This window comes from Burkholderia sp. 572 (genome assembly GCF_040545135.1).
In the GTDB taxonomy this organism is placed as follows: domain Bacteria; phylum Pseudomonadota; class Gammaproteobacteria; order Burkholderiales; family Burkholderiaceae; genus Burkholderia; species Burkholderia cepacia.
This window is the reverse complement of record NZ_JBEPLH010000017.1, coordinates 15027-34764: the sequence shown is the minus strand read 5'-3', so window position 1 is coordinate 34764 and position 19738 is coordinate 15027. Positions and strand designations below refer to the sequence as shown.

The 19738-nt window shown below is 66.8% G+C and carries 19 protein-coding genes; 6 read left to right on the top strand and 13 right to left on the bottom strand.

Going from position 1 to position 19738, the window contains the following annotated elements:
* Window positions 1-134: 134 nt before the first annotated feature.
* On the bottom strand, window positions 135-797 hold the full coding sequence (locus ABIC51_RS28510) for an RlmE family RNA methyltransferase (protein WP_021163359.1): 663 nt from the start codon (window positions 795-797) through the stop codon (window positions 135-137).
* Between the two features lie 193 nt (window positions 798-990).
* On the opposite strand from ABIC51_RS28510, the gene ABIC51_RS28505 reads away from it, so the two are divergent.
* Window positions 991-1518 (top strand): YhbY family RNA-binding protein, encoded by a 528-nt coding sequence (locus tag ABIC51_RS28505; RefSeq protein WP_027787876.1) that lies wholly within the window; start codon window positions 991-993, stop codon window positions 1516-1518.
* 79 nt (window positions 1519-1597) lie between these two features.
* Here the strand turns inward: ABIC51_RS28505 and ABIC51_RS28500 are convergent, their stop codons facing one another.
* From ABIC51_RS28500 to gloB, 8 genes are all read right to left on the bottom strand, one after another.
* Window positions 1598-2056: a DUF4149 domain-containing protein gene (locus tag ABIC51_RS28500; RefSeq protein WP_021163361.1), complete on the bottom strand. Its 459-nt coding sequence runs from the start codon at window positions 2054-2056 to the stop codon at window positions 1598-1600.
* Window positions 2057-2070: 14 nt separating this feature from the next.
* Window positions 2071-2547: a transcription elongation factor GreA gene (gene greA, locus ABIC51_RS28495; RefSeq protein ID WP_021163362.1), complete on the bottom strand. Its 477-nt coding sequence runs from the start codon at window positions 2545-2547 to the stop codon at window positions 2071-2073.
* Between the two features lie 118 nt (window positions 2548-2665).
* A complete protein-coding gene (gene carB, locus ABIC51_RS28490; protein ID WP_027787877.1) occupies window positions 2666-5920 on the bottom strand; it encodes a carbamoyl-phosphate synthase large subunit in 3255 nt (1084 codons plus the stop codon).
* A 49-nt stretch (window positions 5921-5969) separates the two neighbouring features.
* Entirely contained in the window at window positions 5970-6629 is a 660-nt protein-coding gene (gene leuE, locus ABIC51_RS28485; protein ID WP_021163364.1) for a leucine efflux protein LeuE, read from the bottom strand.
* 37 nt (window positions 6630-6666) lie between these two features.
* Complete coding sequence (gene carA, locus ABIC51_RS28480) at window positions 6667-7812, bottom strand: glutamine-hydrolyzing carbamoyl-phosphate synthase small subunit (RefSeq protein WP_027787879.1); 1146 nt, start codon at window positions 7810-7812, stop codon at window positions 6667-6669.
* 365 nt (window positions 7813-8177) lie between these two features.
* On the bottom strand, window positions 8178-9395 hold the full coding sequence (locus ABIC51_RS28475) for an MFS transporter (protein WP_175897782.1): 1218 nt from the start codon (window positions 9393-9395) through the stop codon (window positions 8178-8180).
* Between the two features lie 157 nt (window positions 9396-9552).
* Window positions 9553-11121 carry a transglycosylase SLT domain-containing protein gene (locus tag ABIC51_RS28470; protein ID WP_027787880.1) on the bottom strand — a complete coding sequence of 523 codons (1569 nt, stop codon included), beginning with the start codon at window positions 11119-11121 and terminating at the stop codon, window positions 9553-9555.
* Window positions 11122-11272: 151 nt separating this feature from the next.
* Window positions 11273-12079, bottom strand: a complete 807-nt coding sequence (gene gloB, locus ABIC51_RS28465; RefSeq protein WP_146253517.1) for a hydroxyacylglutathione hydrolase — start codon at window positions 12077-12079, stop codon at window positions 11273-11275.
* Between the two features lie 18 nt (window positions 12080-12097).
* Between gloB and ABIC51_RS28460 the strand changes: the two genes are divergently transcribed.
* Genes ABIC51_RS28460 through dnaQ form a run of 3 tightly spaced genes read left to right on the top strand, consistent with a single transcriptional unit; the run spans window position 12098 to window position 14123 of the window.
* Window positions 12098-12910, top strand: a complete 813-nt coding sequence (locus tag ABIC51_RS28460) for a class I SAM-dependent methyltransferase (protein ID WP_027787882.1) — start codon at window positions 12098-12100, stop codon at window positions 12908-12910.
* Window positions 12907-13350 (top strand): ribonuclease HI, encoded by a 444-nt coding sequence (gene rnhA, locus ABIC51_RS28455; RefSeq protein WP_021163370.1) that lies wholly within the window; start codon window positions 12907-12909, stop codon window positions 13348-13350. The genes ABIC51_RS28460 and rnhA overlap by 4 nt, the downstream gene beginning before the upstream one ends.
* 38 nt (window positions 13351-13388) lie before the next feature.
* A complete protein-coding gene (gene dnaQ, locus ABIC51_RS28450) occupies window positions 13389-14123 on the top strand; it encodes a DNA polymerase III subunit epsilon (protein ID WP_146253516.1) in 735 nt (244 codons plus the stop codon).
* Window positions 14124-14150: 27 nt separating this feature from the next.
* Here dnaQ and ABIC51_RS28445 read toward each other — a convergent pair whose 3' ends face one another.
* A complete protein-coding gene (locus tag ABIC51_RS28445) occupies window positions 14151-14483 on the bottom strand; it encodes a YnfA family protein (RefSeq protein WP_059527239.1) in 333 nt (110 codons plus the stop codon).
* A gap of 539 nt (window positions 14484-15022) precedes the next feature.
* Between ABIC51_RS28445 and proP the strand changes: the two genes are divergently transcribed.
* Window positions 15023-16510, top strand: a complete 1488-nt coding sequence (gene proP / locus ABIC51_RS28440; protein ID WP_175897784.1) for a glycine betaine/L-proline transporter ProP — start codon at window positions 15023-15025, stop codon at window positions 16508-16510.
* A gap of 108 nt (window positions 16511-16618) precedes the next feature.
* Here the strand turns inward: proP and ABIC51_RS28435 are convergent, their stop codons facing one another.
* Window positions 16619-16825, bottom strand: a complete 207-nt coding sequence (locus tag ABIC51_RS28435) for a hypothetical protein (RefSeq protein ID WP_080982016.1) — start codon at window positions 16823-16825, stop codon at window positions 16619-16621.
* A 163-nt stretch (window positions 16826-16988) separates the two neighbouring features.
* Window positions 16989-17618, bottom strand: a complete 630-nt coding sequence (locus tag ABIC51_RS28430; protein ID WP_059695575.1) for a glutathione S-transferase family protein — start codon at window positions 17616-17618, stop codon at window positions 16989-16991.
* 171 nt (window positions 17619-17789) lie between these two features.
* Here ABIC51_RS28430 and ABIC51_RS28425 point away from each other — a divergent pair, with 171 nt between their 5' ends.
* Window positions 17790-19007, top strand: coding sequence for a polyhydroxyalkanoate depolymerase (locus ABIC51_RS28425; RefSeq protein WP_175897785.1), 1218 nt, complete (start codon window positions 17790-17792; stop codon window positions 19005-19007).
* A gap of 7 nt (window positions 19008-19014) precedes the next feature.
* Here ABIC51_RS28425 and ABIC51_RS28420 read toward each other — a convergent pair whose 3' ends face one another.
* Window positions 19015-19659, bottom strand: a complete 645-nt coding sequence (locus ABIC51_RS28420) for a phosphoribosyltransferase (protein WP_027787889.1) — start codon at window positions 19657-19659, stop codon at window positions 19015-19017.
* Window positions 19660-19738 lie beyond the last annotated feature (79 nt).

The following is a 19738-nucleotide window of genomic DNA, read 5'->3' as shown; positions in this document are numbered from 1 at the left end:
ACATTTTCCTTGCGGCGCCCCTCGGTCATTCTAATCCAGTCCGACCACCCTCGCCATAAGCATTGACAACCGCCGCGATAGCGCTTCGCTTGTCTGGCAAGGGCCGGAGCCCGTTTGCGGCACCCCGCCGCGCATCAGCGCGGACGTTTCAGATGCCGACCCAAAATGAACGTTTCGGACGATTTGTCGCGGGACGCCTTCGGCTTGCGCGGCGCGACGGTCTTAAACTGCTGTTTGAATTTCTCGACGATCTGGCTGTAGCCGCTGCCGTGAAAACATTTCACGAGCAACGCACCATCCGGCTTCAGATGGTTCTGCGCGAATTCGAGCGCCAGATCGCAGAGATGCTCGATGCGCGCCGCGTCCGCCGAGGCCACGCCGGAGAGGTTGGGGGCCATGTCGGAAATAACAAGGTCCACCGCGCGGCCTTCGAGCAATTCCTCGAGCTGGTGAAGGACGTCATCCTCGCGGAAGTCGCCCTGGAGGAAGTGGACATCGGCGATCGGCTCCATCGGCAGGATGTCGAGCGCGACGATCGTGCCGTCGATGCCGCCTTCGCGTTCCGCATCGCGCTTCTTGCCCTGCGCGAGCTTGTTGCGGGCATACTGGCTCCAGCTGCCCGGCGTCGCGCCGAGATCGACGATCACCTGGCCCGGACGGATCAGCTTGTCCTGCTCGTCGATTTCCTTCAGCTTGTACGCGGCGCGCGCGCGATAGCCCTCCCGCTGCGCCATTTTGACGTACGGGTCGTTGATGTGGTCGTGCAGCCAGTGCTGGTTGAAGCGGTTTTTTGCCATTCGAAAGAGAGATTGCTGCCAATTGCTTCGTGAAGCCGCGCTTTTAGCGGATAATACGCGTCTTCTTCGCGCGGCTGCGGCCCCTTTTCGGGCCCAAGCCGCGATTTTACGTGGTTTCGGCGCACGGCTGACGCGGTAACTACCCGCGATCGCTTTTCAGTCAGCGCGCCCTTATTTAGATTTCGACATTTCCATGCCCGCCCTTTCGCTTTCTCCCGCCGAGCGCTCCGCGCTGCGCTCCCAGGCCCATGCGCTCAAGCCCGTCGTGCTGATCGGCGCCGAAGGGCTCACCGACGCCGTGCTGAAGGAAATCAAGGTGCACCTCGACGCGCACCAACTGATCAAGATCCGCGTATTCGGCGACGAACGCGACGCGCGCATCGCGATCTACGACGAGATCTGCGATCGCCTGAGCGCGGCGCCGATCCAGCACATCGGCAAGCTGCTGGTGATCTGGAAGCCCGAAGCCGCCGTTGCGGCCCCGGCCCGCGGCCGTCGTGCCGGCACGCTGCCGAGCGCGGCCGAAGCCGTGGACGACAAGAAAGGCCGTGCACCGCGCACCGTCAAGGTCGTCAAGGTGTCGCCGAACGCGAGCCCCGTGCGCCGTCCGCGGCCGGTCAAGGTCACGGTGCGCGGCAACGAACGCGTGACGGCGGGCGGTACCGTGAAGCGTGCGAAAAAGCGCCAGGCCAGCACGAAGCGTCCGTTCCAGGACAAGTAAGCATCGGGGCGGCACGGCTGCGCCGTCCCGCCACCCTGCCCGCGGGCCCGGCATCGACCGGGCCTGCGCGGCACACGCGTCAGGCGTCGCGCGCCGGCAGACGCCAGATCAGCATCAGCCCCAGTACGCTCTCGACGAGGTAGAACACGCTCGAGACGCCGTGCAGCATCCCGAAGCGGCTCGCATACGGCGAATTCGCGATATCGGTGCCCGCGTCCATCGCGGCGACCCGCAGCGCGTTCATGAACGGCTGCAGCGCAAAATACCCGACCAGCACACATACGACCATCGCGGCGACGACCCAGCGCACGCGGCGATATTCGCTGCTGCCGCGTCGAACCTGCTGGTTCGACAGCGCGAGCAGCAGCACGCCGCATACGACACCGAGGATCGCCTCGATACGGAACAGCTGGGCGGCGACCGAACCGGCCGTCATCCGCTCCAGCGTCTTGAACAGCACGGGCGCGACCGCATACCCGATCGTCAGCAGGCTGCCGACCCACACGGCCGACAGCAGACGGAACACGCGATGCGGCATCGTGTCGCCCCGCTTCAGATGTAGCTGACCGAGATGATTTCGTATTCGCGCACGCCGCTCGGCGCCTGCACGGCCGCGACGTCGCCTTCGGACTTGCCGATCAGTGCACGCGCGATCGGCGAGCTGACCGAGATCAGGCCGTGGTCGATATCGGCTTCGTCGTCACCGACGATCTGGTACTTGACGGTGTCGCCCGACTCGAGATCCTCGAGTTCGACGGTCGAGGCGAAAACCACGCGGCCTTCGGCGTCGAGCACGGTCGGATCGATGACCTGCGCGGCCGACAGCTTCGATTCGATTTCCGCGATACGACCCTCGATGAAGCCCTGCTTTTCCTTCGCGGCATCGTATTCGGCGTTTTCGGACAGGTCGCCCTGTGCGCGGGCCTCCGCGATCGCGTTGATCACGGCCGGCCGCTCGACGGACTTGAGGCGCTGCAATTCATCGCGCAGTTGTTCTGCGCCACGCTTTGTCAACGGAATGGTGCTCATAAACGGCTCAATCGCTAAAAACGGCTATAAAAAAAATCACCGCGATTAAGCGCGTTTCCGATGCACTGGAAACACCGCCTAATCGCGGCACGTGTTGCTTCTACAGGTAACTGACTGCTTAGTTTAGGCGAGCGTGAAGACCTTGTAAATCATAGACTTCCAGATCCTTCAGGTAGCGCAAGCCTTCGACTGCCGCGCGCGCGCCCGACATCGTCGTGTAGTACGTGACCTTGTGCGCCTGCGCGCTCATGCGGATCGAACGCGAATCGGCGATCGCCTGGCGCGTTTCGTCGACCGTCGTGAACACAAGTGCGATCTCGCCGTTCTTGATCATGTCGACGATGTGCGGACGGCCGTCCTTCACCTTGTTCACGACCTTCACCGGCACGCCGGCCGCCTCGATCGCGGCAGCCGTGCCCTTCGTCGCGACGATCGGGTAGCCGAGGTCGTGCAGCATGCGCGCGACTTCGACCGCCTTCGGTTTGTCCGCATCCATCACGGTCAGCAGCACCGTGCCCGACTCCGGCAGGCGCGAACCGGCCGCGAGCTGCGACTTGAACAGCGCTTCGCCGAACGTCTGGCCGACGCCCATCACTTCGCCGGTCGAACGCATTTCAGGCCCGAGGACCGGATCGACGGTCGGGAACTTGACGAACGGGAACACCGCTTCCTTCACGCTGAAGTACGGCGGCTCGACTTCCTTCGTCACGCCCTGCTGCGCGAGCTTCTGGCCGACCATCGCGCGCGCCGCGATCTTCGCGAGCGGCAGGCTGGTCGCCTTCGACACGTACGGCACCGTGCGCGATGCGCGCGGGTTCACTTCGAGCACGTAGATGATGTCCTGCTTCGAACCGTCAGCCTGCGGCACCTGCTGGATCGCGAACTGAACGTTCATCAGACCGACCACGTTCAGCGCCTTCGCCATCGCGCCCGTCTGGCGCTTCAGCTCGGCCACGGTCTCCTTCGACAGCGAGTACGGCGGCAGCGAGCATGCCGAGTCGCCCGAGTGGACGCCCGCCTGCTCGATGTGCTCCATCACGCCGCCGATGAACACGGCTTCGCCGTCGCAGATGCAGTCGACGTCGCACTCGATCGCGTCGTTCAGGAAGCGGTCGAGCAGCACCGGCGAATCGTTCGACACCTTCACGGCCTCGCGCATGTAGCGCTCGAGGTCGCGCGGCTCGTGGACGATTTCCATCGCGCGGCCGCCCAGCACGTACGACGGGCGCACGACCAGCGGATAGCCAATTTCGGCCGCCAGTGCGAGCGCTTCGTCTTCGGCGCGTGCGGTGCGGTTCGGCGGCTGGCGCAGGCCGAGGTCCTGCAGCAGCTTCTGGAAGCGTTCGCGGTCTTCGGCCGCGTCGATCATGTCCGGCGACGTGCCGACGATCGGCACGCCGTGCGCCTCGAGGTCGAGCGCGAGCTTCAGCGGCGTCTGGCCGCCGTACTGGACGATCACGCCGACCGGCTTTTCCTTGTCGACGATCTCGAGCACGTCTTCGAGCGTCAGCGGCTCGAAGTACAGGCGGTCGGACGTGTCGTAGTCGGTCGACACCGTTTCCGGGTTGCAGTTGACCATGATCGTTTCGTAGCCGTCCTCGCGCATCGCGAGCGCCGCGTGCACGCAGCAGTAGTCGAACTCGATGCCCTGGCCGATCCGGTTCGGGCCGCCGCCCAGCACCATGATCTTCTTGTTGGTGGTCGGCTGCGCCTCGCACTCTTCCTCATAGGTCGAGTACATGTACGCGGTTTTCGTCGCGAACTCGGCCGCGCACGTGTCGACGCGCTTGTAGACCGGACGCACGTTGAGTTCGATGCGGCGCTTGCGGACGTCTTCCGGCGTCGCGCCGAGCAGCTTCGCGAGGCGGCGGTCGGAGAAGCCGCTCTGCTTCAGGTAGCGCAGCTCGTCGAACGTCAGCGATGCGAGCGTGCGGCCCGCGAGCGCCTTTTCCTTCAGGATGATCTGCTCGATCTGCTCGAGGAACCACGGGTCGATCGCGGTTTCCGCGAAGATTTCCTCGGCCGTCATGCCGATGCGGAACGCATCGCCGACGTACCAGATGCGATCCGGGCCCGGCTCGTGGATCTCGATCGCGATCTCATCGCGGTCGGTCGACTTCTCGTCGAGACCGTCGACACCGACTTCGAGGCCGCGCAGCGCCTTCTGGAACGACTCCTGGAACGTACGGCCGATCGCCATCACCTCGCCGACCGACTTCATCTGCGTGGTCAGGCGCGAATCGGCTTCACGGAACTTCTCGAACGCGAAACGCGGGATCTTCGTGACGACGTAGTCGATGGTCGGCTCGAACGACGCCGGCGTCTGGCCGCCGGTGATTTCGTTCTTCAGCTCGTCGAGCGTGTAGCCGACGGCCAGCTTCGCCGCGACCTTCGCGATCGGGAAGCCCGTTGCCTTCGATGCGAGCGCCGACGAACGCGACACGCGCGGGTTCATTTCGATGACGACCATGCGGCCGTCCTTCGGGTTGATCGAGAACTGCACGTTCGAGCCGCCCGTGTCGACGCCGATCTCGCGCAGCACCGCGAGCGATGCGTTACGCAGGATCTGGTATTCCTTGTCGGTGAGCGTCTGCGCCGGCGCGACCGTGATCGAGTCGCCGGTGTGCACGCCCATCGGGTCGAGGTTCTCGATCGAGCAGACGATGATGCAGTTGTCGGCGCGGTCGCGCACGACTTCCATCTCGTATTCCTTCCAGCCGAGCAGCGACTCTTCGATCAGCAGCTCGCGCGTGGGCGACAGGTCGAGACCGCGCTTGCAGATCTCCTCGAACTCTTCGCGGTTGTACGCGATACCGCCGCCCGAGCCGCCGAGCGTGAACGACGGACGGATCACGACCGGGTAGCCGCTGCCGCCGGTGCCGGCCATGATCTCGGCGTGCACCTGGGTCGCTTCTTCCATCGAGTGCGCGATGCCCGACTTCGCGGAACCGAGACCGATCTTGGTCATCGCTTCCTTGAACTTCTGGCGGTCTTCCGCCTTGTCGATCGCTTCCGGCGACGCGCCGATCAGCTCGACGCCGAACTTCTCGAGCACGCCGTGGTGGTGCAGGTCGAGCGCGCAGTTCAGCGCGGTCTGGCCGCCCATCGTCGGCAGGATCGCGTCCGGGCGCTCCTTCTCGATGATGCGTGCGACGACTTCCCACGTGATCGGCTCGATGTAGGTCACGTCGGCCGTGTTCGGATCGGTCATGATCGTCGCCGGGTTGCTGTTGACGAGAACGACCTTGTAGCCCTCCTCACGCAACGCCTTGCAAGCCTGCGCGCCCGAATAGTCGAACTCGCACGCCTGGCCGATGATGATCGGGCCGGCGCCGATGATGAGGATGCTCTTGATGTCTGTGCGTTTTGGCATGGCTTGTGAATTCAATAAGTAATCGTTGTCGTGGGTCGGCCGGCTGCGCTCAGCTCATCGTGGCGAGCGCGAGCTTCACCGAGAAACCGATGAACAGGCCGCCCACGCTGCTCGCCGCGCCTGCTGCAAGCTTGCGGCGGCGGCGGAAGTGCTCGGCGAGCCGCGCACCCGCGAAGATCAGCGTGCTCAGGTACAGGAAGCTCGCGCATTGCGCGATCGCCCCGAGCACGACGAACGACAGCGCGGGATGCGGGAATGCCGGGTCGACGAACTGGATGAAGAACGAGATGAAGAACAGGATCGCCTTCGGATTCAGCAGGCTCACGATCAGCGCCTTGCGGAACGGACGCTCGCCGTCGACCGCGGGCGGTGCATCGGCCGGCGCATCGGCGCGCGCGCGCAGCTTCTGCCACGCGCTGCGCAGCATGCCGGTGCCGATGTAGAGCAGATACGCGGCGCCGCCGTACTTGACGACGGAGAACAGCAGCGGGTTCGCCTTCAGTAGCGACGCGACGCCGGCGGCGGACAGCACCATCAGCACCGTGTCGCCGACGAACACGCCGCACGCCGCGCGATAGCCGGCCTTCACGCCGCGCTGCGCCGCGAGCGACAGCACGTACATCGAGTTCGGCCCCGGCAGCAGGATGATGAAGATCACGCCGAACACGTAGGTCCAGATATCCGTGATGCCGAGTGCGTGGCCGAACATGATGCGAATCTCCCGTCCTTCGGTTGCGTCGGTTGCGTTAAGCGTTGCGCTGCTTCGCCGCGTCCATCAGCGCGGTGAAGCGGTCGAACAGATAGCCGATGTCGTGCGGGCCGGGCGATGCTTCCGGGTGGCCCTGGAAGCAGAATGCCGGCTTGTCGGTCAGCTCGAAGCCCTGCAGCGTGCCGTCGAACAGCGACACGTGCGTCACGCGCGCGTTGGCCGGCAGCGAATCCGCATCGACCGCGAAGCCGTGGTTCTGCGACGTGATCACCACGCGGCCGTCGCCGAGATCCTTCACCGGGTGGTTCGCGCCGTGGTGGCCCGTCTTCATCTTCAGCGTCTTCGCGCCGACCGCGAGGCCCATGATCTGGTGACCCAGGCAGATGCCGAAGGTCGGCACGCCGCGCTCGATGAATTGCTTCGTGGCCGCGATCGCGTAGTCGCACGGTTCCGGATCGCCGGGGCCGTTCGACAGGAAGATGCCGTCCGGATTCAGCGCGAGCGCATCTTCCGCGCTCGCCTCGGCCGGCAGCACCGTCACGTGGCAGCCGCGTTCCGCGAGCATGCGCAGGATGTTGTACTTGACGCCGAAATCGTAGGCGACGACACGGTACTTCGGCGCTTCCTGCATGCCGTAGCCGCCTTCGAGGCGCCATTCGGTCTGCTTCCACTCGAACGGCTTCGTGGTCGACACGACCTTCGCGAGATCCATGCCCGCGAGACCCGGGAACGAGCGCGCGAGCTCGATCGCTTTCGCTTCGTCGTCCGAACCCGTCAGGATGCAGCCGTTCTGCGCGCCCTTGTCGCGCAGGATGCGGGTCAGCTTGCGGGTGTCGATGCCGGCGATCGCGACGACGCCTTCGTCGCGCAGGTAGTCGCCGAGCGTGCGGTCCATGCGGAAGTTCGATGCGAGCGTGGGCAGATCACGGATGATCAGGCCGGCGGCATGGACTTTCGTGGCTTCGACGTCTTCGGCGTTCACGCCGACGTTGCCGATATGCGGATAGGTGAGCGTGACGATCTGGCGCGAGTAGCTCGGATCGGTCAGGATTTCCTGATAGCCGGTGATCGCGGTATTGAACACGACTTCGCCGATCGTATGGCCTTCGGCCCCGATCGAATAACCACGAAAGACCGTGCCGTCGGCGAGTGCAAGCAAGGCGGGAGTAAAAGACGGCAACACGGGAGGCTCCTTGGGGAACACCCTGCTGCCGACCTGTTTACCCTGCCGCGCGAGCGCCGCGCTGCGTGGGCGCGCGTGGTCGCTAGCTGAACGCGGCCTGCGTTGTCGAGACGCGAACCCGGCGCGTGGCGCACGAGGCTTCGCGGCATCGCCCGGCAGGCGGCGTGCGGCGGATGAACGGGATGTATGAGGTAGGCGCTAGGGTGCGAGGTTGATCAGCACAAACTTTCAAATTATAGCCTGAAAATGGCCTTATCTTCAATCGATACGGCCGTCCGATCGTGCGTGCGCGACGCGCGGCGGCGCGAAGCAGCGCGCTGCGGCCCCGTTTTACGCGGCCGCCCTGCCCCGAGCGTACCGCCGGATCAGTGCACTTGGCCAGCGCCGCGCGCGGGCCATACGTACCAGACCGCGCTCGCGAGCTGCAGTGCGAGCAACACGCCCCATGCCGTGAAGTGCGCGGCGGCCGGATAACGGCCATCGACCGCGGGCCAGTGCGACAGCACCGCGCCGACACCGATCTGGAACGCAAAGATCAGCAGGAAGATCACGAGCGTGAGCGTCGTGTTCGCGCGGCCGATCAGATGCGCGGGAAAATGTCCGGCCATCACCGCGTAGGTCAGGATGCCGACGCCGCCAAACATCCCGTATGCGGCCCACAGAACGGCCGGCGGCAACGGCACGCGCGCCACGATCGCAACCTGCGTCGCGACGAACAACGCCATGCCGATGCCGCAGAACGCGTACACGGACACGCCGCGCCGCTCGAGCACGCGCGCCGCGGCGCCGAAGCCGACGCAGCCGGCCATCATCGCGAAGCCGAGCACCGACACGAGGCGCGCCGCATGCGGCGCATCGAACCCCGCGACGTCGCGCAGGTACGGCCCGACCCACAGCGACTGCATCGCGTAGAACACCCCCTGCGTGACAACGGAGAACGACGAGATCTTCCAGAACGCACGGCTGCTCAGGATATGCCACGTGCCCTTGAACTGGCTGACGAGCCCGCCCTGGTGACGCACCTGCTTCGCCTCCGGCGCGCCCAGGCCGATCGACGCCGCGACGGCCACCGTCAGCACCGCGAGGCCGAAACAGATCGCGCGCCAGCTCGTCCAGCCGAGCAGCCAGGTCAGCGGCGAGCCGACCATCACGCCGCCGAGGCCGCCCACGGCCATCACGAGACCGTTCACGAGCGGCAGCCGGCCGACCGGGAAATGCTGCGCGAGCGCCTTGAACGCCGCGCCGAGACACACCGATACGCCGACGCCGATCAGCAGCCGGCCGACCATCATCGTGCCGAGGCTGTGCGCGACGCCGAACACGGCCGCACCGGCAGCCGCGAACAGCAGCATGCCGGCCGTCACGCGGCGCGGGCCGAAGTGATCGAGCATCACGCCGGCCGGGATCTGCGCGCCCGCGAAGCCGAGGAAATAGAGACTGGTGAGCAGGCCGAGATCGGCGGCCGACAACCCGAGCTCGTGCGTGACGAACGGCGCGAAGCCCAGATTGACGCCGCGAAACACATACGACACGAAATACCCGACCGAAAACAGCGCGAGCACCCTCACCTGCACCGACGACATCGCTTCCCCTTGTTATAAGAAGGCATTCAAGGCGGCACCCCCGCGCCGCGCACAAACAAAAACGCCGTCACCTCGGTGACGGCGTTTCGTCGCATTTCGTCGGATGATAACGCAATCGCACGAACCGGGCCGGCCGCGCGATGCGCTCGCGACTGCGTTATTTCTTCTTGCCCTTGTGCGTTGTGGCCTTGGCCGGCGCCGCTTTCGTCGCTTTCGTCGATTTGGCCGCCGGCTTCGCCGCGCCGCGCTTCGCGCCGTGCGACTTGCCGCCCACCGCCAGGCTCGCGCGCTCGATGTGCGCACCGGCGGCCGACGTCGCGATCCGTTCCGGACCGGGCTCCGCCGGCACCGAACGGCCGACCGGCACGTGCAGCACGAGCGCCTGGCCCGGCATCACGAGATCGCGGTGCGTGCGGTTCCACGCCTTGAGCTGGCCGACCGACACACCATAGCGGCCGGCGATCGCCGCCATCGACTGCTTGCGGCGCACGCGGATCAGCATCTTGCGCGTGTCAGGCACATCGGGTTCCATCGCGAGCGCGCCGTTTTCGGCGACGTCGGCGCTGATGTCCTCGTCGTCGTCATCGCCGCGCGGCACGACGATCGTCGAGCCCGGCTTCAGGCGCATGCCGGCCGGAATCTTGTTGATCGACATCAGCGTATCGGCGTCCACGCCGATCTTCTCGGCGATCGCGGCCGGTCGCGCACGTTCGCTGACCGTATAGGTGGTCCACGACGAAAGCTGGCCGTTGTAGGCTTTCAGGTTCTTCTCGAACGCCGACGCGTTGTCGAACGGCAGCAGGATCTGCGGCTCGGTCGCGCCGAGGATCACCGGCTTCGAGAACGACGGGTTCAGCGAGCGGAATTCGTCGAGCGACAGGTTCGCGAGCTTCGCGGCGACCGCCACGTCGATGTCGCGCGACGTCGTGACCGTCACGAAATACGGGTGGTTCGGGATGTCCGGCAGCGTCAGCCCGTACTGCTGCGGGCTCGCGATGATGTTCTTCACCGCCTGCAGCTTCGGCACGTAGTTGCGCGTCTCGTTCGGCATCCGCAGGTTCTGGTAGTCGGTCGGCAGGCCGGCCGCCTGGTTGCGCGCGATCGCACGCTGCACGTTGCCCTCGCCCCAGTTGTACGCGGCCAGCGCGAGATACCAGTCACCGAACATGTCATGCAGGCGCGACAGGTAGTCGAGCGCGGCGCTCGTCGACGCGAGCACGTCGCGGCGCTCGTCCTGCCACATGTTGCGCTTCAGGTTGTAGGTACGGCCCGTGCCGGGCATGAACTGCCACATGCCGGCCGCCTTCGCGACCGACAGCGCCTGCGGGTTGTACGCGGACTCGATGAACGGCAACAGCGCGAGCTCGGTCGGCATGTGACGCGCCTCGAGCTCCTCGACGATGTGATACAGGTACTTCTGCGAGCGCTCGGTCATGCGCTGCACGTAGTCGGGCCGCTGCGTGTACCAGGTCGTCTGCATGTCGACGAGGTCGCTCTGCAGGTCGGGCATCTGGAAACCGCGGCGGATGCGCCCCCAGAGATCGGAGTCTGCACTGGTCAGGTCGCCGACGGATTGCTTGTCGACGTCGACAGTTTCTTTGGCGGTGGCTGATTTACGGAGGTAGTTGGACGTCGCCTGCGAATCGGCGGCGTTGTTGGCGACAGGGGCCTGGCTCGCACAAGCGGCGAGCAGCAGAACCACCATCGCACTCAATATAAGTCGCATGAAAATCTCGGCTTCCGACGGCTGGAAATTGCAGGCGATACTACGGAAGTGCGTGCTTCACGTCAATAAAAACACCGAAAACTCAGCGAAATCCTACATTTGGAGCAATTTTTACAGACACCGCTTGAGCTTTGGAGTCCTCCGGAAATCGTCATCGGAACCGGTTTTTCCATTCGCGCATCAGCGTGAACGCCGTCAAACGATCCGGCACCGTTTCATGCAACTCGGCCTCGAGCGTGGCATGAATCGCCGCGCTGTCCGCCCGCATGAACGGGTTAACGGCACGCTCGTGAGCAATCGTAGTGGGCAGCGTCGGCACACCCCGCGCGCGCAGCGCCTGCGCTTCGTCGCGCCACACAGCGAGCGCCGCATTGCCGGGCTCGCATGCGAGCGCGAAGCGAATATTGGACAGCGTGTATTCGTGGGCACAATGCACGCGCGTGTCGCCCGGCAGCGCGGCGAGCGCGTCGAGCGACGCGAGCATCTGCGCGGGCGTGCCCTCGAACAGGCGGCCGCAGCCGCACGAGAACAGCGTGTCGCCACAGAACACGTGCGGCGCCGCGTTGCGCGGCCCGGCCGCCTGGAAATAGGCGATGTGGCCGCGCGTGTGACCGGGCACGTCGAGCACGTCGAATGCGACGGACGGTGCGTCGAGCGTCACGCGATCGCCGCCTGCCAGCGGCCGCGTGACCACGCCGATCGCCTCGGCCGCAGGGCCGTAAACCGCGAGCGGAGCATCGTCCGGTTGGCTATCGCGCAGTGCCGCGACACCGCCGACGTGGTCGGCATGATGGTGCGTGAGTAAAATAGCGGTCAACCGCCAGCCTCGTTCGGCAAGAACCCGGCGCACCGGCGCGGCTTCACCCGGATCGACGGCGATCGCATCGCGGCCGTCCGAGACGAGCCAGATATAGTTGTCATCGAATGCCGGAACCGGCACGTATTCCAGCTCGTTCATGGGCGCGCAATCATCGTTATGTCTGACCGTCAAATTATAGACTGGCCCGCCTGGACCGACTCGCCTCCCGGCCGCTACGTGCTGGGCTGGGAGCAGGCGCAGCTCGACCGGATCGTGTCCGACGTCTTCGGGTTCCACGCGCTGCAGCTCGGCCTGCCGCAGCTCGACGCGCTGCGCGAGAACCGCATGCCGTATCGCGGCCTCGTGCTCGATCCGGCGAGCGGCGCGAGCGCGCCCTATCAGTATCCGTGGGCCCGCGAAGCCCATTCGCCCGAGCATGCACCCGCCGATCGCAGCACGACCTGGTGCGACCTGCTCGACCTGCCGTTCGAGTCGCAGAGCGTCGACCTGATCGTGATGCCGCACACGCTCGAATTCACGTCCGATCCGCACCGCCTGCTGCGCGAGGCCGAGCGCGTGCTGATGCCGGAAGGCCAGCTCGTGATCACCGGCTTCAATTCGCTCAGCCTGTGGGGCATGCGGCAATCGTTCGGACGCATGGCGAACCGTCCGTTCGTGCCGGCCACGCGCGACCAGATCGCGTTCATCCGGCTCAAGGACTGGATCAAGCTGCTCGGCTTCGACCTCGAACGCGGCCGCTTCGGCTGCTACCGGCCGCCGCTCGTCACCGACAAGTGGCTGGCCCGCTACGGCTTCATGGAAGCCGCCGGCGACCGCTGGTGGCCGATCTTCGGCGCCGTCTACATGGTGACGGCCGTCAAGCGCGTGCGCGGCATGCGCCTCGTCGGCCAGATCCGGATGAAGAAACCCGTGCTCGCACCGGGTCTGACGCCGGCGGCCTCCCCGACCACCCATCAAGAACATTCATGACAATCGATACGATCGACATCTATACCGACGGCGCCTGCAAGGGCAACCCCGGCCCCGGCGGCTGGGGCGCATTGATGCGCTACGGCGACAAGGAAAAGGAGCTGTTCGGCGGCGAGCCGAACACGACCAACAACCGCATGGAGCTGATGGGCGTGATCGCCGCGCTCGAAGCGCTGAAGCGGCCGTGCCAGGTGATCGTGCACACCGACTCGCAATACGTGCAGAAAGGCATCAGCGAGTGGATCCACGGCTGGAAGAAAAAAGGCTGGGTCACCGCGGCGAAGACGCCCGTGAAGAACGCCGACCTGTGGAAGCGGCTCGACGCGCTCGTCGCGCAGCACGAGGTCGAGTGGCGCTGGGTCAAGGGCCACGCGGGCCATCCCGAAAACGAGCGCGCGGATGCGCTCGCGAATCGCGGCGTCGAATCGCTCACGGCCTGAACGCGGGCCGCCCCCCTGTTTCCTACGTTTTCCCCGACATGCGCCAGATCATTCTCGATACCGAAACCACCGGCCTGAACGCCCGCACGGGCGACCGCCTCATCGAAATCGGCTGCGTCGAGCTGCTGAACCGGCGGCTCACCGGCAACAACCTGCACTTCTACGTGAACCCCGAGCGCGACAGCGATCCGGGCGCGCTGGCGGTGCACGGCCTCACGACCGAATTCCTCAGCGACAAGCCGAAATTCGCGGAAGTCGCCGACCAGATCCGCGACTTCGTGAAGGACGCCGAGCTGATCATCCACAATGCGCCGTTCGACCTTGGCTTTCTCGACGCGGAATTCGCGCGGCTCGGCCTGCCGCCGTTCACCGAACATTGCGGCGGCGTGATCGACACGCTCGTGCAGGCCAAGCAGATGTTCCCCGGCAAGCGCAACTCGCTCGACGCGCTGTGCGACCGCTTCGGCATCAGCAACGCGCACCGTACGCTGCACGGCGCACTGCTCGACTCGGAACTGCTCGCCGAGGTCTATCTCGCGATGACGCGCGGCCAGGACAGCCTCGTGATCGACATGCTCGACGACGCGGGTGCCGACGGCGGCGCGGCAAACGGCCAGCGCGTGTCGCTCGCCGCGCTCGACCTGACCGTGGTGGCCGCGAGCGACGACGAGCTCGCCGCGCACCAGGCGCAGCTCGACGAGCTCGACAAGTCGGTCAAGGGCACCTGTGTATGGCGCAAGTCCGCCGACGCGGGCGCCGCCGAAACGGCCTGAAACACACGGCATGCGCCGCGGCCGCGCTCACGCGCGCGGCTGCAGCGCGATGACCGCCATTCCGCCGAGCGCGAGCGCCGCGCCGGCCACGTCCCAGCGGGTCAGCGCGACGCCGTCGACCACCCGCAGCCAGACCAGCGCCACCGCGATGTACACGCCGCCGTACGCGGCATAGGTGCGCCCCGCCGCACTCGGGTGCAGCGTCAGCAGCCACGCGAACAACGCGAGCGACAGCGCGGCCGGCAGCAGCAGCCACACCGGCCGCCCCTCCTTCAGCACGAGCCACGGCAGGTAACAGCCGACGATTTCGGCCAGCGCGGTGGCGGCGAACAGCGCCGCGATCCTCATCAGTTCGGTCATCCGGTTCCTCGTGAATTCGCCCCCGTCACCGCGAGGCGGCACGGCCCCGCCGCGCGCCGCCGATCATACCCGAGCCGCCCCCGCCGAACGCCCCGCCAGACGGGCGTTTCCCGGCAATTTGCACGATCATCCGTCATCGTGCTATCATGTCGCCTGTTTCAACATTCAATCTCTGTCTATTCGATTTCGAGAGAAGTCCGTCCGCGTGTTGCGGGCCGGCCCTTCGACCGAAATTGCACCCACAGGAAAGCCCGCCCGACAGGCCCGCTTTTCTCGTTTCGTTGCCCCTCCGGGGCGCTTGCCGGAACGCCGGACATCGTCCGCACCGGCATCTGCCGCTTGCATCACGCGGCCCATTCTTCATGAGCGCACTGTCGCGACGGCCCATCGGGCCCGCGTCGAAGCAGCCCCTTACGGCCCTTTACCGCCGCTTGTGCAGTAAGTGCTTAATGGTCTGCCCCGACGCGCCGCACACGACACCGCGCTCGCCGGCAAACCGTGTCGGACGGCCCGCCCGTTCGGCGCAGTCAAAGGAGTGCATGACCTTGACCGCAACACACGTCAGCCCGACCGCTGCCTCTTCCTCCGCTTCGTCGTCCGGCGAAGCCCCGCTCGTCGCGGACGACATCACCGTCGTCGACCAGAGCCTGCTCAAGCGCGCCGTCAGCGCGATGGCCATCGGCAATGCGATGGAATGGTTCGACTTCGGCGTCTACAGCTACATCGCCGTCACGCTCGGCAAGGTGTTCTTCCCGTCCAGCAGCCCGTCCGCGCAGCTGCTCGCCACCTTCGGCACGTTCGCGGCCGCCTTCCTCGTGCGCCCGCTCGGCGGCATGGTGTTCGGCCCGCTCGGCGACCGCATCGGCCGCCAGCGCGTGCTCGCCGCCACGATGATCATGATGGCCGTCGGCACCTTCGCGATCGGCCTCATTCCCAGCTACGCGTCGATCGGCATCATGGCGCCCGTGCTGCTGCTCGTCGCCCGCCTCGTGCAGGGCTTCTCGACCGGCGGCGAATACGGCGGCGCGGCCACCTTCATCGCCGAGTTCTCGACCGACAAGCGCCGCGGCTTCATGGGCAGCTTCCTCGAATTCGGCACGCTGATCGGCTATGTGATGGGTGCCGGTGTCGTCGCGCTGCTCACCGCGTCGCTGTCGCAGGAGGCGCTGCTGTCGTGGGGCTGGCGTGTGCCGTTCCTGATCGCCGGCCCGCTCGGCCTGATCGGCCTGTACATCCGGATGAAGCTCGAGGAAACGCCGGCGTTCAAGCGCCAGGCCGAGGAGCGCGAAGCGCAGGACAAGGCCGTGCCGAAGACGCGCTTCCGCGAAACGCTGATGCGCAACTGGCGTGCGCTGCTGCTGTGCGTCGGCCTCGTGCTGATCTTCAACGTGACCGACTACATGGTGCTGTCGTACCTGCCGAGCTTCATGTCGTCGACGCTGCATTTCGACGAATCGCACAGCCTCGTGCTCGTGCTGATCGTGATGGTGCTGATGATGCCGCTGACGCTCGCCGCCGGCCGCCTGTCCGACCGGATCGGCCGCAAGCCCGTGATGCTCGCCGGCTGCGTCGGCCTGCTCGCGCTGTCGATCCCGTCGATGATGCTGATCCATGCCGGCACCACGGCATCGGTGTTCGGCGGCCTGCTGATCCTCGGCGTGCTGCTGTCGTGCTTTACCGGCGTGATGCCGTCGGCGCTGCCGGCACTGTTCCCGACCGAGATCCGCTACGGCGCGCTCGCCATCGGCTTCAACGTGTCGGTGTCGCTGTTCGGCGGCACGACGCCGCTGGTCACCGCGTGGCTCGTCGACGTCACGCACAACCTGATGATGCCCGCGTACTACATGATGGGCGCCGCCGTGATCGGCATCGTGTCGGTCGTCGCGCTCGCCGAAACCGCACGCCAGCCGCTCAAGGGCTCGCCGCCGGCCGTCGCGACGCGCCGCGAAGCCCACCAGCTCGTGCGCCAGATGCGCGAGGACGACGATTCGGGCATGTACCCTGCCGTGTCGACCGCGCGCGCCTGAGCGTCGCCCATGAAAAACCCCGGCCGAAGCCGGGGTCCGATCGAATCCGATCCGCCCGACCGGCTTGCGCCGGCCGGGCTTTTTTTCATCCCCTCGCCGCGTACGCGCTCATGCGTGCGCTTCGCAGTTGCGGCAGAACAGCAGTGCGCGCGATCGCGACACGGCCGCCTGTGCACCACGCGTCGCGACGATCAGCCCGACCTGACCGAGATTGAAATCGCGCTCGACCATCAACTGCGTCAGCGCGGCAAGCGGCAACACGACGGACGGGTGGTACAGGCTCGATTCGATCAGGGTTCGCATCATCAGCTCCATCAGGCAAGGCGTCATTCGATGGAGTGGATTCTAGGGATCGGCGCCCACCGGATAAACCGCGCGAATGCGAAGTCACTTGTCAGCCGCGGAGAACAATCCGCCGACGCTTGCCTGGCAAGGCCCGGCGGGCTGCCCGCAGCAGCCGGATGGCCCGCCGGCGGGCCTACGCAAGCGGCGTTTCGACGAAGGCCGGCAGCGCTTCCGCCCGCGCGGAATGCGCGGCGAGCGCCGGATAACGGGCCGGATCGATCCGCGCGAGTACCGGGTAGTCAGCCGCCATGAACTGCGTGAAGCGCCATGCGACCGCTACCGTCACGTCGGACTGCAGCAGGCGCGCGCCGCCGAACCAGCCGTTCGCGGCGGCGACGAGCGGCTCCAGTGCACCGTATGCGCCCTCGATCTGGCTCAGCACGCGCTCGAGCCACGGCGCGTGCTGCTTGTCGGCCGGACGCAGCGCCTGCTCGTAGACGACCTGCACGCTCTTCTCGGCAGCCGCCAGCGCGAAACCGACCGGCACGAGCGTGTTCAGGCGCGCGGCGGCATCCTCGGGCAGCAGCCGCCGCGCGGGCGCGACCCGATGATCGAGATAATCGACGATCAGCGACGAATCCATCAGCGTCGCACCGTCGTCGGTCACGAGCGTCGGTGCCTTGACGACCGGATTGATCGCCCTGAACTGCTCGACATGACGGAACACCGAGAGCGACTCGTGTTCGAACGGGAGGTCGAGCAGCTTCGCCGAAATGGCGACACGGCGCACGAACGGGGAATCCAGCATGCCGATCAGCTTCATCGCAAACGCTCCGCTTGAGGGAATGGGATCGACGACTGTAGCAGCGCCGCAGGGCTTCGCCTAGCGCGCCCGTGCGCTTGATGCGCCTCGGCCGGCCGCACGCGGGGCTCACGTTGTCCGGCCGCAGTGACCATAATGCAAGTTCACGCCCCTTCCGCCCCAAGGTTCGCCATGTGGTACGCCCTCGTCGAGCAGCAGCGGGAATGGATGCGCGCCTGGCGCGCGGCGACGCGGCATGCGTTCGACGCGTGGCCCGCGGCCACGCTGCCGCACGCCGCATCGTCGTGCTACGACGACCTGTTCGAGCCGCTGCTCGGGCCGCCGGGCGAGCCCCCGCACTTCGACATCGGGTGGCCGGCCGTCGGCGAGCGCATCGTCGCGCGCACGCCGTTCTGCGACCTGCGGCGCTTCACGCGCGTCGACGCGCGGCGCACGGTACTGCTGTGTGCGCCGCTTGCCGGGCATGCGGCCGTGATGATGCGGGAAACCGTCGAGACGCTGCTCGCGGACGGCGACGTCTGCGTGACCGACTGGCGCAATGCGCGCGACGTGCCGCTCGCGGCGGGCCGCTTCGGGCTCGACGAATATGTCGCGACGCTCGACGGCTTCGTCGACGGGCTCGCGCACGACGACCGGCCGCTGCATGTCGTCGCCGTGTGCCAGGCAACCGTGCCGGTGCTCGGCTCGCTCGCGCTGCGCGCCGCTCGCGGTCTCGCGCCGCCCGCGAGCGTCACGCTGATCGGCGGCCCGCTCGATGCGCGCCGGAATCCGAGTGCGCTCGGCACCGCCGCCGCGGCCCATTCGCTAGGCTGGTGCCGCCGCCACCTGATCGACGTCGTGCCGCCGGGTTTCGCGGGGCACGGCCGCCACGTGTTTCCCACCTATCTGCAGCAGGGCGAGATCGCACTCGTGTACCCGCAGCGCTTCCTGTCGCTGATCGAAGCGTACGCGCTGGCCGCGTCGCGCTTCGACATGACCGGGCTCGCCGGCGCACGGCGTGCGCTGCTCGAATACACGGCGCTGCTCGACATGCCCGCCGAGTATTTCCTCGACACGGTCGACATCGTGTTCCAGCGCATGAGCCTCGCGGTCGGTACCTGGGACGTGGGTGGGCGGCGCGTCGAGCCGGCCGCGCTGCGCGGCGTCGCGCTGCTGACCGTCGAAGGCGCATGCGACACGGTCACGGGCGCCGGCCAGACGCATGCGGCGCTCGACATGTGCAGCGGCCTCGCCGACGACGAGCGCTACCGCATCGACATCGGCGACTGCGATCACTACGGGTTGTTTACCGGGGTGCGCTGGCGCGGGGAGGTCCATCCGATGCTGCAGCGCCTGTTCGCCTGGGCCGAAACCCGTCGCCCCCGCCCGCGCCGCATCAGGCGCACGTGATGCCGCGTCAGGGCCGGGCCGCGTCGAGCAACGCGCGTACCTCGTCGTCGCTCGTCTGCTCGAAGCGCGCGTAGAACTGGCTGATCCCGAAGAACGGCAGCGGCTGCCACACCGTGACGAACGCATCGACCAGATCGTCGAACGCGTGCCGCGCACCCGCTGGCGCGACCGGTGCAGCCGCGACGATGCGCGCCGGGTGACGCTCGCGCAACGTCTGCAGCGCGACGCGCATCGACGCGCCGGTCGCGACGCCGTCGTCGACGACGATCGCAATGCGGCCCTCGACCGGCAGCGGCGGCGCGGCACCGCGATACAGCGCCTCGCGGCGATACAGTTCGACCGTCTCGCGCGCGATCACATCGGCGAGCTGCGCGTCGGACACGCCCATCGAGCGGAGCACCGAACGCTGCAGATGAATCGCACCGCCCGTCGCGATCGCGCCCATCGCGAGCTCGGGATCGGACGGCACGCCGAGCTTGCGTACGACCAGCACGTCGAGCGGCGCGTGCAGCGCGCGGGCGACCGGATACGCGACGGGCACACCGCCGCGCGGCAAGGCGAGCACGACGACATTGCCGCGGCCCGCATAATCGCGCAACGCGCCGGCCAGCTGGCAGCCGGCATCGGTACGATCGGCAAAACACTCGAACACGTTCGGCTCCCTGCCGTTGCGCCGGATGCGCGAAACCCGCGTCGGCGCCTGTCAACGAGCATGGTTCATCGGCAGCGCC